Consider the following 16,723-nt stretch of genomic DNA (forward strand, 5'->3'; position numbering starts at 1 on the left):
TCACATGCTCAACGTAGCCGCTTCCTCACCGATTCGTCGTTAGTGGTTTCGCTACGTAATCGCCCGGTCACCGGGATTGGACATGGGTGCCGGGCAGGTCGCCGGGCTCCCGCCCCTTCCGCTCGACGGCGGCGAAGGCTTCGGCGAGGGGGCGCCAGGTCCGCAGCAGCTCCGGCTCGGCGGCGTCCACCTCGGCGCAGAGCCGGGCGGCGTCATGTCCGGCCGCGGCCAGTTCGGCGAGGTTCGGCCCGGTCCACGACCGGAAGATCTCCGGCGACGCCTCGGGGTGGAACTGCACGGCCCAGGCCCGCTCACCGAGGCGGAAGGCCTGGTTGGGGTAGGCGGCGCCTGTGGCCAGCGGGACGGCGCCGGGGGGCAGGAGGGTGACGGCGTCCTGGTGGTACTGCACGGCCCGCGCGGTGAGCGGCAGCCCGGCGAACAGCGGGTCGTCGGCGGCGGCCGGCAGCAGGGACACCTCGCCCAGCCCGACCTCCAGCCCCGCCTCCCCCGGACGGACCTCTCCGCCGCAGGCCAGCGCCATGAGCTGGGCGCCCAGGCAGATGCCGAGGGTGGGCAGCGACGCCTCGACGGCCCGTCTGATCAGCTCGCGGGTGGCCGGCAGCCATGGCGTCCCCTCGTCGTCCCAGGCCGACGGCGCGCCGCCGAGCACGACGAGACCGGTCACTCCCGACCCTGCGTCGAGGGAGGGGATCTCCTCGCCCAGGTACGGCCGTACGACCTCGCAGGCCAGGCCCGCGCCGGCGAGCCACCCGGCGAACAGGCCGAGGCCCGCCTCGGCCTCGTGCTCGACGATCAGGATCCGGTTTGTCATCCCTCAATTATGAGTGTCCGGATCAGCGCCTCCGCCGGTGGAACGCAGGAGGTACGCGGACCCGCGCCCGGCGGATTCGCCTGGCGGGACGAGAGGCGGCGGCGATCCATCTGACATCGCCCGGCGCGCAATGCGTGTAACTAATGGGACTTATGGGATCTAAGCCATATCCAACCGAGAATTCCCTGCGCCGAGCCGTGAAGGATGTATATACGGTGCAGGTCCCGCCTCCGAAAGGCCCGCGACCGGGATGACCGATCAGTCCGACATAAGGCTCATTACCGGACAGATCAATCTCTACCGGGCGGGGTCTTCGGTGGCCTACAGTTACTGACGTCAGGAATTCTTATTTCCGCCGCGAGGAGATCGATGGCGCCTCCCCCCGAAGAGCCGCGCGAGCCCGCCTCCGGCGGCACGACGCCCTCCGCGCCCTCCGAGGGGCAGGCCGACGCCGCCAAGGAGCTCTCGCGCCAGGTCGAGGAGCTCACCCGCCGGCTCGCCGCCCTCACCGAGACCGTGGGGCGCGAGCACGAGCGGGCGGCGCACCGGGAGCAGGTGATCGACCGCCTGCACGCCGAGAACCAGCAACTGCGGCACGGGGCGCTCCAGGAGGCCCTGACCCCGGTCAGGGCGGCCCTGTACCGCCTGCACGACACGGTGGCGCGCGAGGCGGCGCGCTGGCAGGGGCCGCGCGTCCCGTCGGCCGAGCTGGCCGGGCCGCTGTTGTCGGCCATCGCCGAGGAGCTCGCCGAGGTGCTCGGCCGCACGGGCGCCGAGCGCGCGGGCGTCAAGGCGGGCGACGCCTACGACCCGGCCCTCCACCGGCCGGCGGGCACCAGCCCGGTGGCCGCCGGGGAGGACGGGACGGTCGTGGAGGTGCTGGGCGAGGCCTTCACCATGGGCGAGCGGGTGCTGCGCAAGGCGCCGGTGGTGGTGGGGAGGGCCGACGACCGGGCCGCGCAGCCGAAATCGACCGACCCGAAAAAAGCGAAGAAACAGGATAAAGCGGGCAGCGCGGACGACCCGAAGCAACAGCGAGGCAATCGAAAAGACGGCAAGGCCGACAATGCGCGTGACGCGGTGAACGGCGCCGCCGAACGCGCCGGCGGCGGCACGGAGAAGGGGAGCGAGTAGGGGATGGCTGTTCACGGGATCGACCTCGGTACGACGTATTCGTGCATCGCCTATGTCGACGACGTCGGCCGTCCCACGGTGCTGCGCAACCTGGAGGGCGCCGACACCACGCCCTCGGTGGTGTTCTTCGAGTCGCCCGACAACGTCGTGGTCGGGGCGACCGCCAAGGACAGCGCCGTCCTGCACCCCGACCTGGTCGTCAGCCGCATCAAGCGCGACATGGGGCAGGACACCCCGCGCGTGCGGCACGGCAGGCCCTACACCCCGGAGGAGATCTCCGCCTTCGTCCTGCGCAAGCTCGCCGACGACGCCGCCACCGCGACCGGCGAGACGGTGGACGACGTCGTCATCACCGTCCCGGCCTACTTCGGCGCCGCCGAGCGCGACGCCACCAGGAAGGCCGGGCAGATCGCCGGCCTCAACGTCATCGACATCATCTCCGAGCCGATCGCCGCGGCCATCACCTACGGGGTGCTCAACCCCGACCAGGACCGCACGATCCTGGTGTACGACCTCGGCGGCGGCACCTTCGACACCACCGTGATGCGCATCCAGGGCGGGGACATCGAGGTCGTCTGCACCGACGGCGACCACGAGCTGGGCGGCGCCGACTGGGACGACCGCCTGGCCGAGCACCTGGCCGAGCGGTTCCGCGAGGAGCACCCCGACGCGGGCGACCCGCTGCTGGACAAGCACTCCGAGCAGCAGCTCCGCCGCGACGCCGAGGACCTGAAGAAGACCCTGTCCACGCGCGCCCAGCACGTCGTCCGCGTCATGCACGAGGGCCGGGTCAGCACCGTCGAGCTCACCCGCGCGTCCTTCGAGGAGCTCACCCGCGACCTGCTCGACCGCACCATCGAGATCACCCGGCGCACGATGGAGACCGCCACCGGCAAGGGGGTCGCCGCCTACGACCACCTGGTGCTCGTCGGCGGCTCCACCAAGATGCCCGCGGTCACCGAGGCCCTGCAGAAGGAGTTCCAGCTCACCCCCCGCCTGCAGGACCCCGACCTGGCCGTGGCCAAGGGCGCGGCCCTGTTCGCCTTCGAGGAGACCTACCGCCGCCTGATGCGCTCCGGCGAGCCGGCCAAGGCCAAGGAGATCGCCGAGCGGGCGGGCCTGAGCGCCGAGCAGCAGGAGCAGATCGCCGGCCGCACGATCAAGACGGTCGCCTCGCGCGCCTTCGGCATCATCGTCACCGACAAGGAGACCCGGCGCCGCAGCGTCGAGCACCTCGTCCATGCCAACGACGCGCTCCCCGCCGGCGTCACGCAGGACTTCTACACCATCGACAGCGGGCAGACCGGGGTCACCATCGAGGTCATGGAGCAGGCCGGCACCGCCGAGTCCGAGGAGGTCGAGGACAACGGCGTCATCGCCGAGGGTGTGCTGAAGATCCCCGCGGGCAAGCCGGCCGGGTGGCCGATCGAGGTCACCTTCGCCCTGGACGCCTCCGGGCTGCTGCAGGTCACCGCCCGCGAGCGCGAGACCGGCGAGGAGCTCGAACTGCGCATCCAGATCGGCGGCATGTCCGAGGAGGACGTCGCCGAGTCCCGGGCCGCCCTGTCCCGCGTCCAGGTCAGCTAGCCGGGCGGTCGCATGGCGTTCGACGAACAGCGCTACACCCGGGAGGTGCTGGAGCCCGCCCGCGAGGCCGGCGGTCTCCCGCCGGAGGACCTGCGCGTCCGCTACCAGCTCACCGAGGCGATGACGGCCGCCCAGGTCGCCGAGACCGTGCGGCAGGTGCGCCAGTGCTGGCGGCGCGCCCGGGGCATGCTGAAGTACAAGCGGCTGGCCGACCGGCTGGAGGCCGACCACGCGCGGTTCTCGCCCATCTTCACCGCCGCCGCCGAGGGCGACCTGGCTCCGCTGCGCGAGGCGCTGGGCGACTCCGAGCGCAGGGCGGCGCGCCGGCTGTCGGGCGCCGGCGGCCGGCTGGAGGACGCCGCGGGGCGGCTGCGCATGCTCTCCCCCGCGCTGCTCGCCACCATCGCCCGCTCCAGCGGCGTCAGCCAGGAGGAGGCCGTCCGGCTGGCCGCCGAGCGGGACATCGAGGTCCGCGACCCCGACCCGCTGCCCGACGCGGCCCCCTACCCCGGGTTCGCCAAGGTGCGCGAGGCGCTGGACGTGCTCGGCGCACCCCACCTGGGCCGCTTCCTGTTCGGTGACCGGTGCGCCGAGATGCGGGTGCTCGACGGCTTCGCGGTCGCCGGCGGCGGCTCGGTGCCCGAGGCCATCGCCGAGGTGGGGCGCCACTGGGCCGCCCGCACGCGCGGGCCGTGGACCATCGGCGCCGACACGGTGCTGGCCGCCCTGCGCAACTCCCCCGACCCCGCGGCGCTGGTCCTGTACGACATCGTGTCCCGCCTGCGCGAACGGGTCCGCGAGCACCCCTACGACGACACGCTGCTGCGCCACGCGACCACCGAGCTCGACCTCGCCGCCGGCGACGCGCGCCGGCTGATCTTCGCGGTCCGCGGCGAGGGCGGCCTCGGCGGCGGCGCGGCCTCGCGGCTGCGCGAGCTGGTCGACGCGGGAGAGATCCACGCGGCGGCCGACTTCGCCGAGGCGCTGGAGCCCGGCGCGCTCACCGGCGACGCCGCCGAGCTGGCCACCGAGGTGCGGGCCCGGCTCGCGCAGGCCGTGCGGCTCAGAGAGCGGGCGCGCACCGCCCTGGACCCCGACGACGCCTGGCTCGCGGCGCGCGACGCCCTCCAGCGCGTCCCCGACCTGCCCGGCGCCGCCGAACTGCTCGCCCGGCTGGCCCCCCACCCGGCGCGGGCCGTGCGCGCCGCCGTCCAGGGCGAGGGGGTGAGCCTGGTCTGGCAGCCCTCTCCGTCACGGGCCGGCCGCATCGTCTACGACGTCTACCGCGACGGCATCCTGCTGGCGACGGCCGAGCGGCCCTCCGCTCGCGACGAGCAGCCGCCGGTCAACACCCCGGTCGCCTACTGGGTGGTCGCCCGCAGGGACGAGGCCGTCGCCATGCCGGCGCTCGCCGCCACGGTGATCGTCCGTCCCGAACCGGGCGACCTGCGGCTGACCGCGGGCGACGGGGTGGTGTCCGGGCGCTGGACGCGGCCCGCCGAGGCCACCCGGGTGATCGTCACCCGGGACGGGCACCCGGTGCCCGCCGGCGACACCGGGTTCCGCGATAGGGACGTCGCCAACGGCACCAGCTACAGCTACACCGTCCGCGCCGTCTACGCCGACCCCGACGGCGAGGTGGTCACGCCGGGCGTGCGGCGCACGATGACGCCCCTCGGACGGCCGCGGCCGATCACCGACTTCACCCTGCGGCCCGACCCGTCGGCGCCGGGCACCTTCCTGGTCCACTACGAGGAGCCCGCGACCGGCGCCCTGGAGATCGTCGGCCTGGACGCGGCGCCGCCCTGGCCGATGGGCACCACCCTGTCGCTGACCGAGCTGCGCGCGGCGACCCGGGCCGTTCCCTCGGCGCCCACCCGCGACGGCCAGTCGATCCGCCCCGGCGGCGGCCAGGGCGTGCTGCTGGCGGTCACCGTGTCCGGCGAGCTGGCCACCGTCGGCGCGCACATCGAGCACGTCAACCTGGCTCCCCCGGCCCGGCTCACCGCCCAGCGCCGCGGCGTCACCGTGTACGTCGGGTTCGTCTGGCCGCCGGACGTCCCGGAGGTCGAGGTCCGCTGGAACGGCCGCAGCATGATCGTCAACTCGGCGGCCTACCGGGCGCAGGGCGGGGTGCGGCTGGACGTGCCCGAGGGCGAGCCGGTCACCGTCGAGGTCGCGCCCACCTCCATGGTGCGCGGCGAGCGGGTGCGCGGCGCCGCCGTCAGCCTGCACCTGCCCGGCCGCGTCCCGGTCCGCTACGACCTCAGCCAGCAGGGGCCCGCCTGGCGGCGCTCGCTGGTGGTCGAGATCACCGCCGACCGGCCCGTCCGGCTGCGCCGTCTGGCCCTGGTGCTCAAGCCCGGGCACGTCCAGCCCAAGTCCGCCGACGACGGCATCCTGCTGGACGACTGGACCGACCTGGAGGTCCCGGCCCGGCTCACCGTCCCGGCCCCGCGGCAGGCCAAGCCGTACTGGCTGCGCTGCTTCGCCGAGGGCGCCGTCGAGAGCGCTCCGGCGTGGGAGCCCTACGGGGACGCCCCGGCGGCCGGCCGCACCCCCATTCCCGGCGGCGGGCCTGGCCCGTCGTTCGGCGGCGGCCTGGTGTTCGACGACGACCCCGATCCAGGGCCGGCGCACGGCCACGGCGCCGACCGCGGCGGCCCGGGCGGCGAGGTCGCCCTCATCGACCCGCCGGTCCGGCGGATGAAGGTGGGATGACGCCGTGGTGATCACCTGCCCGTTCTGCTTCGCGCGGCTCGATCGCAACCGCATCGCCTTCCGCTGCGCGGGCAGGTCCGGGCGCGGCGGCGGATGCGACGCCGTGCTGGACGAGACCCTCGCCGACTACCTCGGCTCGCCCGCCGCCGCGTCCCTGCCGCCGGTGTTCTCCGTGCGCAGGCCGGGACGGCGGGCCGACTGCCCCAGGTGCACGCGCTCCACCGGGTGGCGGGTGTGCCCCGAATGCCACAACCGGCTGCCCGCCGAGTACTGCGCGAACCCCGGCAAGATCGTCGCGCTGGTCGGGGCCAAGGGGTCGGGCAAGAGCACCTACATCGCCGTGCTGCTGCACGAGCTGACCAACCGGGTCGGGGCCGAGCTGGACTCCTCGCTGGTCGCCTGCGACGACCGCACCATCGCCCGCTACAAGCAGGACTTCGCCCGGCCGCTCTACGGCGAGCAGCGGCTGCTGGCCACCACCCGGCCGGCCGCCACCGAGCCCCGCGACCCGCTGGTGTACCTGCTCACCCGCACCGTCCCCGGCCGCCTGCGCTCCAAGACCATGTCGCTGACGCTCGTCCTGTTCGACACCGCCGGTGAGGACCTGCGCAGCCGCGAGTCCACCGAGACCCATCTCCGCTATCTCAACGCCGCCGACGCCATCGTCTTCCTGGTCGACCCGCTGGAGCTGCCCGGGGCCAAGGCGTCGCTCAGCGGCATCGCCGCGGCCAGGAGCGGCGTCAACGCGGGCGACCCCGACAGCGACCCGATCAACGTCATCAGCCGGGTCACCGAACTGCTGCGCGACCGGGCGGGGTCGGGGCGGCTGAAGGTGCCGGTGGCGGTGGCGCTCAGCAAGATCGACGCGTTGCAGGAGGGCATGGACACCCAGTCGGCCCTGCACCGGGCCCGCACCCCGTCCGGCACCCTCGACCTGGACGACCGCGAGGCCGTCCACGAGCAGATCAGGGCGCTACTGGACGAGTGGCAGGCCGGCATGGTCGACCGCTACCTGCGTCAGCACTTCATCGACTTCGCGCTGTTCGGCCTGTCCGCTCTCGGCGGCGTCCCCGGCGCCGACAGCGTCGGCCCCGGCGGCATCCGCCCCTACCGCGTCGAGGACCCCCTGCTATGGCTCCTCCACCGCTTCGGCATGCTCACCGGAGTCCGCCGATGACCCCCACCCGGTCGTACCGCCGAACCACCCGGGCCGAACCCCGCCCACCAGCGCCACCGACCGCCGCACCACCCCATCGACCCGCCCACCCGAGCCCCCCGATGACCCCGAGCCCGCCGTGCCCCCGCCGGACCGCGCTCGGCGCTCTCCTTCCACCGGCGCCACCGTCCGGGGCGTGGCACGGGGGAGCCGATTGTTCCGCGCCGGCGGTGCCGGTTCGCTCGAGTCCTGCCGCGCCGGGGCGGTGGCCGTGCCCTCCGCCATGCGCGCGCACACGACGGCGCCGCGACGGCGAGGAGGGGTACGGCGAGGCCGGCGCCGCCGTACGGCGGGCGACCCGGCGCCACTTCTCCGACCTGGAGGGGGGCGGGGCCGATGGCGTGGCAGTTGCATTACACCTCCGCTGAGGCGGGGCCCGCCGGGCGGGCGGGGTTCCAGTTCGTCGCCGAGTCGCCGGGGCTGCCCCCCGGCCTCGCGGGCAAGGTGGCCCCCTATCTGTCCTACAGGCCGCCGCCCGGCGCGCCGCTCGCCCCCACTCCGGCCGAGGTCGCCCGGCTGCCCGTGGCCCTCGCCTACGGTCCGGCCGGGCCTCGGTACGTCCTCACCCGCTGCGTCTACCTCGGCCAGGACTACTCGGGCCGGTACGGCAACTATCTCGGCCACGCCGTCGTCGCCGACCCCGAGGAGCTGACGGGCCTGCGCCCGGTGGAGTTCTGGCAGGCCCCCCTGTGGTCGGACGTGCCCGCCTCCGCCGGGACGGCGCTCCCCGCGCTCACCGACCTGCCGCCCGGCGACCACGTCGACCCCGAGTCGCTGGCCTCCTGGCTCGCCTCCGGCGGCGAGGCGGCCTACACGCGGCTCGGCGCCCTGCTGGAGGCCGTCGTCAAGGCGCTCTCCCAGGGCCACGGACGGCTGGTGCTGGTCTGCGCGGACGTCGAGGAGATCGTGCGCTGGATCGGCGTCATCTCCTACTCGCTGCCCTGGCAGGTGGCCGCGCGCCTGCCGTTCTGCACCTACAGCGCCGACCCGGGCGCGGCGCCGCAGGTCATCGTCGGGACCACCCCCGACGTCTGGCTGCCCTCCGACATCGACGCCGCCGTGGTGCGGCTTTCCGAGCCCCCGGCCGCGGCGGGCCCCCCGCTCGGCCGCTTCGCCCGTACGGTCGCCGAATGCTGGCGGCGCATGGACCTGGCCGGCATCGACGCGATCGGCGAGCTGCGGTCCGCCGGCGGCCTGGACGGCGAGGGGTTCGAGCCGGAGACCAGCGCGGCGCTGCTCGCGCTGTGCCGGGGCGACGACAGCGTGACCGCCGAGGAGCAGTCGGCCATCGCGCGCACGCTCTCGCCCGGCCTGCCCGACTGGCTGTGGTCCGACCTCGGGCGCGTGTGCGACCGGATGGAGTACGAACTGGCCGACGCCGCCCGTGCCCTGGCGCCCGCCGAGACCGCCGAGCTGTGCGCCGCGCGCTGCGCCGTCCTGGCCCTGCGCGACCCCACGCTGCCGTCCCCCGCCCCTCCGGCGTGGCCGCGGACGCGCGAGACGCTGCGCGCGGAGGCCGCGCGGGCGCTGGCCGACGTCCGGGACGCCTCCGAGCTCGTCCAGATCGCGGCCACGGCAGAAGCGGTCGGCGCGCCCATCGACCCCGCCGGCCTCGCGCTCGCGGCCCACGCCGTCGTCCGTGCGGGCAGGGGCGACCTCGGCCTCCTGCTCGAACGGGTGCCCCCGGGCATGCGCGAGGCCGTGCTCGCGGGAGTGGTCCGGGGGCTTGAGGAGTCGGCGCCGACGGTGCGCGGGCGGATGCTGAGCGACGAGGTGTGCGACCTGCTGGCCTCGCGCGACCTGTCGTCCGCGCCGCTCACCGGGACGGCGGTGATCCTGTCCCGGGTCAGGCGCGACCGCCTCCCCCGCGTCGAGGCCACCGTCCAGCTGATCACCCTCCACGAGACCGCGACCGGAGCGTCCGGCCCCGCCCCCGTTCCCGCCGCCCCACACGCCCCGGTTCCCGGCGCCCCGCACGGCCCCGTTCCCGGCGCCCCGCACGGCCCTGTTCCCGGCGCCCTGCACGACCCCGGGCCCGGCGCCCCGCACGATCCCGGGCCCGGCGCCCCGCACGATCCCGGGCCCGCGTCCGGTTCGCCCCCTCACGGCGCCGAAGACGCCTGCGGCTCCCCTCTTCCCGGGGCCGGGGACGCCTCCCACGCCCTGGACCCCTATGCTCCGGCCTTTTCCAGCACCGCCCCTTCGCACGGATCGGTGGAGGCGGCGCATTCTCCTGGGGCGGGCGCGAACGGCGATGACGTGCCGGCCGGGGCGCTGGACGCCGCGGTGTTCGCGGTGTGGGAGCAGGCGCCCGGTCGGGCCGAGTGCGAGGCCCTGGTGCGACGGCTCGGCGCCGCCATGGGCCGCTCGCCGCACCTCAGCGACCTGCCGGCCCGCACCTTCCTCGCCGAGGGCGTCGAGGACCCCGCCCTGGTGGGGCTGGCCGGGCTGGTGCGGGACACCGTGCCCGGATATCCGGCCGCGGACGCCGAGGTGGTGCTCCTGGTCGCCGGCCTCCGGGAGGCCGCAGACCCCGCGGGCGCGGCGGCGACGCTGCGGCGGCTGGAGGACCTGCGGCCGGAGTCCGACGACGAACTGCTGCGGGAGGCGCTGGCCTGCGCCGCCCGGATCACGGCCGATCGGGAGCCGCGCTTCCGCGCCGAGGTCATGCGGCGACTGCCCGAGGAGGCGAGGACCGGGCTGGCCCACGCCTGGCTGGAGGAGCGCAGGAGCCGCGACGAGCAGGCCGCCCTGCTGGAGGTCGCGGTCCGCCTGCACCTGGCCGGCGCCACGGTGCCCGAGCTGGACGCGTGGGCGAGATCGCAGCTCACCGGCTGGTCGCCGTTCGGGTCCGCCGACTCGCGCTTCAAGCACGACCCGGAGCTGGCGGCCGGACTCAAGGAGATGGCGAAGGGCCGGCGCACCCTCCCCTGGCAGCGAGACCCCCGATGACCCCCCACATGAGTCCCTCGATGCTCCTCCACATGACCCCCTCGATGCCCCTCCACATGAGCCCCTCGAAGGGGGTGGGCTGATGCCGTTCGTCTTCGGCGTCGCGGTCGTGCTGTGGGGCGCGTGCATGTACTTCGGGTTCCTGTACGGGTTCCCGGTCGTCGCCACGCTGACCCTGGCCGCCGCGACCGCGGCCGGTGTCGGGCACTACTTCCTGCGTGCCGGGCGGGTGCTGCTCCCGGCCACGGCACGCGGCGCCTCCCCCGTCGTCGCCGGCGCGGCGGACGCGGAGGGCCGTCCGGGCGCCGCCGAGACCGACCGGGACCCCGTCTACCGCCACTACCTGTTCGGCCAGATGGCATTGGACTGGTGGCGGACGCAGCGCGCGGCCGTCCCCGCGATGGCGCAGGCGGCCAGGCGGGCGCTCGGCACGGTCACACGGCGGCTGATGACCAACGTCCAGGGATTCTTCGCCCTGCCCATCTGGCTGGCCCTGGTCGCGGGCGTCGCCGCGGCGGTGGTCCCGCTGGCCGCCGTCGCCGCCGCGCTCACCGCCGCGTACGCGCTGGTCGCGGCGGCGGGGCTGCTGTTGTGGCTGAGCTGTCTGCTGTTGCTGCTCTGCGTGGAGACGGTGTTCATGCGGGCGCGGCGCATCCTGCAGACCTGCCCGCACCCGCAGTGCTACGCGCGCATCAGCCTGCCCGAGTACGCCTGCCCCACCTGCGGGCGGCGGCACCGCCACCTGGCTCCCAACCTCGACGGGGTGTTCCGGCACGTGTGCCGGTGCGGCACACGCCTGCCCACGGCCATCGTCCTCGGCCGTTTCCGGCTGCCGGCGTACTGTCCCGAGTGCGGTCGCGCGCTGCCGCCCCGCATCGGCAGGGCCCGCATCGAGCCGCTGCCCTTCATCGGCGGGCCCGACGCGGGCAAGACGACCTTCATGGTGCTGGCGCTCAACGCGCTGAACCGGGTGGTGAAGGACGCGCAGGGCCGGGCCGGGTTCGTGGTGGAGGGCGATGAGATCGCCTTCTCGCGGCTGCGCCAGGAGCTGCGGCTCGGCAGAGTCTCCAAGACCACGACGCGGGCCCCGTCGGCGACCATGGTGGACGTCACGCTGCCCGGCTCGCGGGCCCGCAGCGGCAACCGCATTCTGTACCTGTTCGACCCCTCCGGGGAGGGGTTCACCGGCGCCACCCAGGTGGAGGCGATGAGCTACCTGGCCCACGGCGAGGCGATGCTGCTCGTGGTGGACCCGTTCGCCCTGCCGCTGGTGCAGCTCGGCCTGTCGGAGGGCGAGCGGCAGTCCCTCCAGCGCGCCGGCGTCGTGCTGTCCCCCGAGGACCCCTCCGACACCTTCCAGCGGGTCAGGAACGAGCTGGCCGCACGGGCCGACGGGGGCCGGCAGAAACGCGTCGCCGTCGTCGTCACCAAGGCCGACCTGCTCCGCACGACGGCCGTGGGCCAGGACGCCGACCGGCTGCCGGAGTGGTTCGACGGGGTCGGCCTGGGCAACATGGTGCGCGACCTGGCCAGGACGGCCGCCGAGGTGCGCTACCTGGCCTCCGGGCTTCCGGCCGACGACGCCGCCGTCGCCGGCCTGCTCGCCTGGCTGGTCGGCCTGCCCGTGAACGGCTCCGACCCGGACGGCCACGACCACGCCTCCTCCGCGAGCATCGCCAACGGCGCCAAGCTCAGGCTCCACGGGAGAATCCGCCTCGCCACGGCCCCGGCGCGGGCAACGGCGCGGGACGCTTCCACCGGACCGGGCACCGCGACAGAGCCGGAGGCGGAACCGGACGCGGGCACCCGGCCCGGCGGGGACGAAGACGCCCGGCCCGGCAGGCCGCGGCCCGGCGGGGACGCGAGCACCCGGCCCGGCAGTCCGCGGCGCGGCGGGGACGAAGGCACGGACGCAGGCGGGGACGGTTCTGAAGGGGACGGCGATCCGGAGCTGACGACGGCCGACCTGCGCGGGCCGTGGGCGCCGAGCCGGGGCGCGGAGGACCGGGTGCCGCTGACCCACCGGCTCCTGCGCTGGTCGATCTTCGGCGCCTCGGCCCTACTGAGCACAGGCGTGCTGGTCCTTCTGACGATCTGGACGATCAGCCTGATCCGCGCCGGCCTCGCGCTCTGACCCGGCGTCCGCACGCGCCGACGGGACCGGCCCTCACACGAGGATGCCGGGGTGGGGCGTTCAGGCGGGGATGATCCAGGTGGCCTTGGCGGCGGCGACGAGGGTGCCGTCCACTTCGTACACCGCGCTCTCGCCGAAGAGCTTGCGCCCTTCGCGCCCGGTGGAGCGTGCCACGACGGAGTAGGTGCCGTTCGGGTACACGCGCCGGAAGACCTGCGCCGTGATGCGTCCCAGCAGGCCCGGGCCGCCCTCCCCGGCGTTCGCCCACCCGGTGGGGCAGTCGAGCGCGGCCCACACCAGGGCGTCCGGGACGACGCCGTCGTCGGTCACGGTCACCGGCACCCGCCACCCGGCCGCGACCAGGTCGGTGCCCTCGACGGGGCCGGGGAAGATCCGCAGCCCGTCGCCCGGGTCGCGCAGGCCGCACACGAAGCATCCGGGCGCGGGATGGCCGCCGGTCAGGCCGGGGAAGCCCGCCTCGGCGCGCGCGGCGTCGGTGAAAGGCACGAAGGGCGGCGGGGTCACGTCGAGCGCGACGGGAATCGCCTCCACGAGCACCTGCCCGTCGAGGGACAGCGACGCGGAGTTGGCCATGTGGCTCACGGCGAGCTCGGTGTCCAGCGGGACGGGCCGGTGCAGGGTGACCTCGAGCGCGTGCGCGCAGTCGAGCCGATCGGCGAGGGTTCCGGCCAGCGTCCCGGCCACCCAGCCGCCGTTCGCCATCCCCTCAGGGCCGCGGAACCGGGCCGGTACGGTAAGCGCGGTCTGCACACCTGCGGACGTCGTTGTCATGCGGTAGCACCCCCCATGCTGCTCCTAACAGGAGCGATAGACCGTAAATTCCGGTAGATACCGCCAGATATTATCCGTACCGCTTGATCGTCATTGCATCAGCCGACGATGACGGAGCCGTTAGCGGTGCGTAACGGCGGCATGACGCATGAGAGCCGGTCCGCCCACCGCCATCGGCTCCCTTGACGGAGATCACCGCGGTCGATACCTCTTGATGCGTCGCGACAGACGGTGCCGGGGGTGCGAACGGTGGATCCACTCACTCCTCTGCTGGGAGGCGCGGAACTGGCGCGCGGCCGGATGTCCTTCTACATCAGCCTTCAACTCGCCAGCGTCCTCGCGCCGGGCCTGGTGGTCCTCACCGAGGGCACCGTGCTCGTCAACCAGTTACGTCACGAGGACACCCTGCGGACATTGGCGGGCGCGACGGGCGTTCTGGGGGTGATGGTCGCCATCTGCGCGCTCGCGGGCGCCTTCGTCCTCGGCTACATCTGCCGTGAACTGGCATTCAAGCTGGTGAGCCGACTGGAGCGGTTGAGGTTCGTCAGGCGCAGGTATCAGATCGGTTCTCAGGACCGGCTGAAGGAGTGGTTCGCGCCGGAGGATCTCGCCGAGTGCTTCGAGGTGCACGCGCATCTCGGGCGACGGGAGCGATCGGGTGAGCCCGTCCCGCAGGAGCGCGAAGGCGCCCGCACGAGCAAGGCGGCCTCGCGGAAGGGGGACACCTCACGGGAGTCCGGTCAGAGGGCCGCCCGGCCGGCCGAGGCGGCCGAGGCGGCGAGCGGTCGCTTCCATCCGACCGGCGGCTACCACACGGGCGATGCGCAGTACTACCGGTTCGTGTACAGCAAGCTCTGGCTGCGGGCGTACGCGCCCGTCTACAGCATCGACAAGACGGAGCTGGAGATCAACGTCCTGGCCGCCATCCTCGCGCCCGTGCTGCTCGCGTCGGCGAACCTCATGGTCGCCTTCGGCTTCCACTGGACGGCCGTCGTGGCGGGGCCGGTCGGCGCCCTGCTGTTCTGCGCGGTGCTGCTGGACTCGCTGCTGCGGCTGCGGGTGTCCGAGAAGCGGGAGGCGGTGGAGAATCTGCTCCTCGACTATCTCGCCCGCCGCGCCGCCGCCCGCCCCCCTTACGCGTCCGCTCCGCAGGCGGAAGCCGCCGCAGAGGCCGAATAGCGGGCGAGATCAGGAAGCACGGCCGCGTCCATCGGGCCCTCGATGGAGAAAACCATCAGCCGTACGTCCAGGCCGGACAGATGAGCCGCGACCGCGCGGTGGGTGCCGTCGAGCAGCAGAACCCGGCCGTTCCCCAGCGAGTATCCGGGCAGCACGAGGTGAACCGGACGGCCCTCACGCTGGAAGGCGTCCCTCAGGCGCGCGATGCGGTCAGCACGCCCTTCCGGCCAGCTGCTCGACGTGGTGTGGGCTTCGCCCACCCGCAGTGGCCGGTCCCGCTCACCTCGCCAGTCGCCGTCGGAGCCGTCCGGAGTCACGTACCACATGGTGTACAGCCCCGCGAGGTACTCCCTGGACCGCGTGCAGATCTGCGTGACCGGGCAGTTCGACGCGGTGACCGCGTCCCAGCGCAGCCATGCGCCGACCACGTCCGGATCGAAGAACTCGACGTACTCGCCGATGTCCATCAGCGGTTCAGGTCACCACGAGGTGGATGTGGCAGAAGGCCGACGACCCGCCGTCGCGTCCTTCTGCCACCTCTCGCCCGTCGGCGCGCACGCCGCCCGGGCGCGATCACAGCACGGGCAGGTAGCGGCCCAGTTCGAACTCGGTGACCTGGCGGCGGTACTCGTGCCATTCGGCGCGCTTGTTGCGCAGGAAGTAGTCGAAGACGTGCTCGCCCAGGGTCTCGGCGACCAGTTCGCTGCGCTCCATGGTGGTGATCGCCTCGTCCAGGCTCTGCGGCAGCGGCTCAATGCCGAGGGCGCGCCGCTCGGCGCTGGTGAGCGCCCACACGTCGTCCTCGGCGCCGGGCGGCATCTCGTAGCCTCCCTCGATGCCCTTCAGGCCGGCGGCGAGGATCACCGCGTACGCCAGATAGGGGTTGCACGCCGAGTCCAGCGAGCGGAACTCGACGCGGGTCGAGTTGCCCTTGTGCGGCTTGTACATGGGGACGCGGACGAGCGCGGACCGGTTGTTGTGTCCCCAGCTGATGTAGCTGGGCGCCTCGCCCCCGAGCCCGGCGATCGCCTCGGCGCCGCCCCACAGCCGCTTGTAGGAGTTCACCCACTGGTTGCAGACCGCGGTGATCTCGGCCGCGTGCCGCAGCAGGCCACCGATGAACGACCGGCCGATCTTGGAGAGCTGGTAGTCGGCGCCCGGCTCGTAGAAGGCGTTGCGGTCGCCCTCGAACAGCGACATGTGGGTGTGCATGCCCGAGCCGGGGAAGTCGGTGAAGGGCTTGGGCATGAAGGACGCCCAGATGCCCTGCTCCAGGGCGACCTCCTTCATGACCAGGCGGAAGGTCATGATGTTGTCGGCCGTCGTGAGCGCGTCGGCGTACCGCAGGTCGATCTCCTGCTGGCCGGGGGCGCCCTCGTGGTGGCTGTACTCCACCGAGATGCCCATCGCCTCCAGCATCATGATCGCGTTGCGGCGGAAGTCGTGGCCCGAGCTGTGCGGGGTGTGGTCGAAGTAGCCGCCCGAGTCGATCGGCACGGGCCTGTCGCCTTCCTCCGGCCGTCCCTTGAGCAGGAAGAACTCCACCTCGGGGTGGGTGTAGAAGGTGAAGCCCATATCGGCGGCCTTCGCGAGCGTGCGCTTGAGCACCCAGCGCGGGTCGGCGTGCGACGGCGAGCCGTCCGGCATGAGGATGTCGCAGAACATGCGGCCGGCGCCCGGCGTCTCGCTGCGCCACGGCAGGATCTGGAACGTCGAAGGGTCGGGCTTGGCCAGCATGTCGGACTCGTACACGCGGGCGAACCCCTCGATCGCCGACCCGTCGAAGCCGATGCCCTCGGCGAAGGCGCCCTCGAGTTCGGCCGGGGCGATCGCCACGGATTTGAGGAACCCGAGCACGTCGGTGAACCACAGCCGGATGAACCGGATGTCGCGTTCTTCGAGCGTACGGAGCACGAATTCCTGCTGGCGGTCCAAGGCATCCCCTTCTGCCGGACGGTGTTCGGACACCATCGTCGTCACGCTGAGCCAGGTTCTGAGTCGGCGGAAGACATGTCTGGTCATCTACCAGTCTGCCCGCTTGGTGTTTCGCACACGTTACGCGGGTCCGTAGTGAGGAGTCGAAGCCGTGACCTTCACCCTTTCGCGCCGGTCCGCGCCCGCCATCGGCCCGCGACGACCTTCGCGCCCATCGGTCACCGAATGCCCTGCGATCGGC

11 protein-coding genes are annotated in these 16,723 nt (G+C 73.7%); 7 read left to right on the top strand and 4 right to left on the bottom strand.

Features of this window, described 5'->3' with window-relative positions; genetic code table 11:
• Positions 1-67 precede the first annotated feature (67 nt).
• Positions 68-832 carry a type 1 glutamine amidotransferase gene (locus ABZT47_RS19555; protein WP_354843602.1) on the bottom strand — a complete coding sequence of 255 codons (765 nt, stop codon included), beginning with the start codon at positions 830-832 and terminating at the stop codon, positions 68-70.
• Between the two features lie 369 nt (positions 833-1,201).
• Here ABZT47_RS19555 and grpE point away from each other — a divergent pair, with 369 nt between their 5' ends.
• The 6 genes from grpE to ABZT47_RS19585 all read left to right on the top strand — a co-directional run bounded on the left by grpE (position 1,202) and on the right by ABZT47_RS19585 (position 12,576).
• Entirely contained in the window at positions 1,202-1,966 is a 765-nt protein-coding gene (gene grpE / locus ABZT47_RS19560; RefSeq protein WP_354843605.1) for a nucleotide exchange factor GrpE, read from the top strand.
• 3 nt (positions 1,967-1,969) lie between these two features.
• Positions 1,970-3,553 (top strand): Hsp70 family protein, encoded by a 1,584-nt coding sequence (locus ABZT47_RS19565; protein WP_354843608.1) that lies wholly within the window; start codon positions 1,970-1,972, stop codon positions 3,551-3,553.
• Positions 3,554-3,565: 12 nt separating this feature from the next.
• The gene (locus ABZT47_RS19570) at positions 3,566-6,274 is read left to right on the top strand and encodes a hypothetical protein (protein WP_354843611.1); all 2,709 of its coding nucleotides are present in this window, start codon (positions 3,566-3,568) and stop codon (positions 6,272-6,274) included.
• A gap of 4 nt (positions 6,275-6,278) precedes the next feature.
• Entirely contained in the window at positions 6,279-7,451 is a 1,173-nt protein-coding gene (locus ABZT47_RS19575) for a hypothetical protein (protein ID WP_354843613.1), read from the top strand.
• Positions 7,452-7,826: 375 nt separating this feature from the next.
• Complete coding sequence (locus tag ABZT47_RS19580; RefSeq protein WP_354843616.1) at positions 7,827-10,442, top strand: hypothetical protein; 2,616 nt, start codon at positions 7,827-7,829, stop codon at positions 10,440-10,442.
• Positions 10,443-10,524: 82 nt separating this feature from the next.
• Positions 10,525-12,576, top strand: coding sequence for a hypothetical protein (locus ABZT47_RS19585; protein ID WP_354843618.1), 2,052 nt, complete (start codon positions 10,525-10,527; stop codon positions 12,574-12,576).
• A gap of 60 nt (positions 12,577-12,636) precedes the next feature.
• On the opposite strand, the gene ABZT47_RS19590 is transcribed toward ABZT47_RS19585, so the two are convergent.
• The gene (locus ABZT47_RS19590) at positions 12,637-13,368 is read right to left on the bottom strand and encodes a hypothetical protein (protein ID WP_354843621.1); all 732 of its coding nucleotides are present in this window, start codon (positions 13,366-13,368) and stop codon (positions 12,637-12,639) included.
• A 249-nt stretch (positions 13,369-13,617) separates the two neighbouring features.
• Between ABZT47_RS19590 and ABZT47_RS19595 the strand changes: the two genes are divergently transcribed.
• Positions 13,618-14,547: a hypothetical protein gene (locus tag ABZT47_RS19595; RefSeq protein WP_354843624.1), complete on the top strand. Its 930-nt coding sequence runs from the start codon at positions 13,618-13,620 to the stop codon at positions 14,545-14,547.
• Here ABZT47_RS19595 and ABZT47_RS19600 read toward each other — a convergent pair.
• On the bottom strand, positions 14,502-15,014 hold the full coding sequence (locus tag ABZT47_RS19600) for a hypothetical protein (RefSeq protein WP_354843627.1): 513 nt from the start codon (positions 15,012-15,014) through the stop codon (positions 14,502-14,504). The genes ABZT47_RS19595 and ABZT47_RS19600 overlap by 46 nt on opposite strands.
• Before the next feature lie 106 nt (positions 15,015-15,120).
• Complete coding sequence (locus ABZT47_RS19605; protein ID WP_354843630.1) at positions 15,121-16,482, bottom strand: glutamine synthetase family protein; 1,362 nt, start codon at positions 16,480-16,482, stop codon at positions 15,121-15,123.
• Positions 16,483-16,723: the final 241 nt, after the last annotated feature.

The sequence above is a fragment of the Sphaerisporangium sp. NPDC005289 genome (assembly GCF_040607455.1).
In the GTDB taxonomy this organism is placed as follows: Bacteria; Actinomycetota; Actinomycetes; order Streptosporangiales; family Streptosporangiaceae; genus Sphaerisporangium; species Sphaerisporangium rhizosphaerae.

What these genes read in the sequence shown, in the direction of transcription:
- ABZT47_RS19555 (WP_354843602.1), bottom strand. Translation starts at nt 832, where the DNA reads ATGACAAACCGGATCCTGATCGTCGAGCACGAGGCCGAGGCGGGCCTC.
- grpE (WP_354843605.1), top strand. Translation starts at nt 1,202, where the DNA reads ATGGCGCCTCCCCCCGAAGAGCCGCGCGAGCCCGCCTCCGGCGGCACG.
- ABZT47_RS19565 (WP_354843608.1), top strand. Translation starts at nt 1,970, where the DNA reads ATGGCTGTTCACGGGATCGACCTCGGTACGACGTATTCGTGCATCGCC.
- ABZT47_RS19570 (WP_354843611.1), top strand. Translation starts at nt 3,566, where the DNA reads ATGGCGTTCGACGAACAGCGCTACACCCGGGAGGTGCTGGAGCCCGCC.
- ABZT47_RS19580 (WP_354843616.1), top strand. Translation starts at nt 7,827, where the DNA reads ATGGCGTGGCAGTTGCATTACACCTCCGCTGAGGCGGGGCCCGCCGGG.
- ABZT47_RS19585 (WP_354843618.1), top strand. Translation starts at nt 10,525, where the DNA reads ATGCCGTTCGTCTTCGGCGTCGCGGTCGTGCTGTGGGGCGCGTGCATG.
- ABZT47_RS19590 (WP_354843621.1), bottom strand. Translation starts at nt 13,368, where the DNA reads ATGACAACGACGTCCGCAGGTGTGCAGACCGCGCTTACCGTACCGGCC.
- ABZT47_RS19600 (WP_354843627.1), bottom strand. Translation starts at nt 15,014, where the DNA reads ATGGACATCGGCGAGTACGTCGAGTTCTTCGATCCGGACGTGGTCGGC.